Annotated in this window: 1 protein-coding gene; it reads right to left on the bottom strand. The window is 71.6% G+C overall.

All coding sequences use genetic code 11. The features are described from left to right. Positions 1 to 2,407: aminomethyl-transferring glycine dehydrogenase (gcvP, locus tag VOI19_RS18160; protein WP_323794348.1), on the bottom strand; the 2,407-nt coding region annotated here is incomplete at both ends.

Raw genomic sequence — 2,407 nt, 5'->3', positions numbered from 1 at the left:
GGGCGCCACGCAGCGGGGACTCCTCGGGGCTCCACTCCCCTGCCGCGACCCGGTCGATCTCGCCGCGGATGGCGATCATGGCGTCGCAGAAGCGATCGATCTCGCCGAGGTCCTCGGACTCGGTGGGCTCCACCATGAGCGTGCCCGCCACGGGGAACGACATCGTCGGGGCGTGGAAGCCGTAGTCGACCAGGCGCTTGGCGACGTCGTCGACGGTGACACCGGTGTCCTTGGTGATGCCTCGCACGTCGAGGATGCACTCGTGGGCCACCAGCCCGCCGTGACCGCTGTAGAGCACCGGGAAGTGCTCCCCCAGCCGCTTGGCGATGTAGTTGGCCGACAGCACCGCGCTCGCCGTGGCCCGTGTCAGGCCCTCGGCACCCATCAGGCGGACGTAGGCCCAGGAGATCGGCAGGATGCCCGCCGAGCCGTACGGCGCCGCGCTGATCGGGCCGATGCCCTCACGCTTCTCGGCCTCGGGGTGGGCGGCGTGCGAGGGCAGGAACGGCGCGAGGTGCTCGCGCACGGCCACCGGGCCCACCCCCGGGCCGCCGCCACCGTGCGGGATGCAGAACGTCTTGTGGAGGTTGAGGTGGGAGACGTCGCCGCCGAACTCGCCCGGCTTGGCGTAGCCCAGGAGCGCGTTGAGGTTGGCGCCGTCGACGTAGACCTGGCCGCCGTAGCGGTGCACGAGGTCGCACAGGTCGCCGATGGTGTCCTCGTAGGCGCCGTGGGTGGAGGGATAGGTGACCATGATCGCGGCCAGGGTGTCGGCATGCTTCTCACACTGCTGGTGCAGGTCGGAGAGGTCGACGGTGCCGTCGTCGCCGGACTTGACCACGACCACCTTCATGCCGGCCATCACCGCGGAGGCGGCATTGGTGCCATGGGCCGAGCTCGGGATCAGGCACACGTCGCGCTGCACGTCGCCGCGAGAGTGGTGGTAGCCGCGGATGGCGAGCAGCCCGGCGAGCTCACCCTGGGAGCCGGCATTCGGCTGGATCGAGACTCGGTCGTAGCCGGTCACCTCGGCCAGCCAGCCCTCGAGGTCCTCGACGAGGCGGCGGTAGCCGGTGGCGTCCTCGGCCGGGGCGAACGGGTGCAGGTCGGCGAAGCCCGGCAACGAGACGGGCTCCATCTCGGTGGTGGCGTTGAGCTTCATGGTGCACGAGCCGAGCGGGATCATCCCGCGGTCCAGGGCGTAGTCACGGGCCGAGAGGCGCCGCAGGTAGCGCAGCATCTGCGTCTCGCTACGGTGCTGGTGGAAGGTCTCGTGGGTGAGGAACGGCGTGGTGCGCTCGAGGTCGGGGTGCACGCCGTCGATGCCCCTGACGCCGCTGACGCCGCTGACGACGACGGCGCCGTCCGGCTTCACGCCGAAGGCGTCCAGGACGAGCCCGACGGTCTCGCCGGTGCACGTCTCGCCGATGCTCACGCCGACGTGGTCGGCGTCGACCAGCCGCAGCTGGAGTCCGCGCTCACGCGCCGCCGCGACGACGTCTGCGGCCCGACCCGGCACCCGCGCCAGCACCGTGTCGAAGAAGGCCTCGTGCACCACCTCGACGCCGCCGTCGGCCAGGACCTTGGCGATCGTGGCGGCCTGGGCGGCGATCCGCCGCGCGATCGCACGCAGTCCGTCGGGACCGTGGTAGACGGCATACATCGAGGCCACGACCGCGAGCAGCACCTGGGCGGTGCAGATGTTGGACGTCGCCTTGTCGCGGCGGATGTGCTGCTCACGGGTCTGGAGGGCCAGGCGGTAGGCCGGACGCCCCTCGGAGTCGACGGAGACCCCGACGAGTCGGCCCGGCAGGTGACGCTCGAGACCGGCAGCGACCGACATGTAGCCCGCGTGCGGACCGCCGTAGAAGAGCGGCACCCCGAAGCGCTGCGAGGAGCCCACGACGATGTCGGCACCCATCGCCCCGGGGGCCTCGAGGAGGGTCAGGGCCAGGAGGTCTGCGGCGACCACCGCGAGCGCGTTGCGCTCGTGAGCCGAGTCGATGACGGCACGTGGGTCGCGGACGGCGCCCGAGGCGCCGGGGTACTGCACGAGCACCCCGGACAGCTCGCCCTCGGGGAGCCCGTCGCTCAGGTCGGCGACGACCACCTCGATGCCCATCGCCTCCGCGCGGGTGCGCACGACGTCGATGGTCTGCGGCAGGGCGTCGGCGTCGACGACGAAAGGACCGCTCGCCTTGCGGTTGCCCCGGCGCACCAGCGTCATCGCCTCGGCCGCGGCAGTGCCCTCGTCGAGCAGGGAGGCGTTGGCGGTCGGCAGGCCCGTGAGGTCGCCGATCACGGTCTGGAAGTTGATGAGCGCCTCGAGGCGGCCCTGCGAGATCTCGGGCTGGTAGGGCGTGTAGGCGGTGTACCAGCTGGGGTCCTCGAGCACGTTACGCCGTAC

Source organism: Nocardioides sp., assembly GCF_034670285.1.
In the GTDB taxonomy this organism is placed as follows: domain Bacteria; phylum Actinomycetota; class Actinomycetes; order Propionibacteriales; family Nocardioidaceae; genus Nocardioides.
This window is presented reverse-complemented; position numbering and strand designations above follow the sequence as displayed.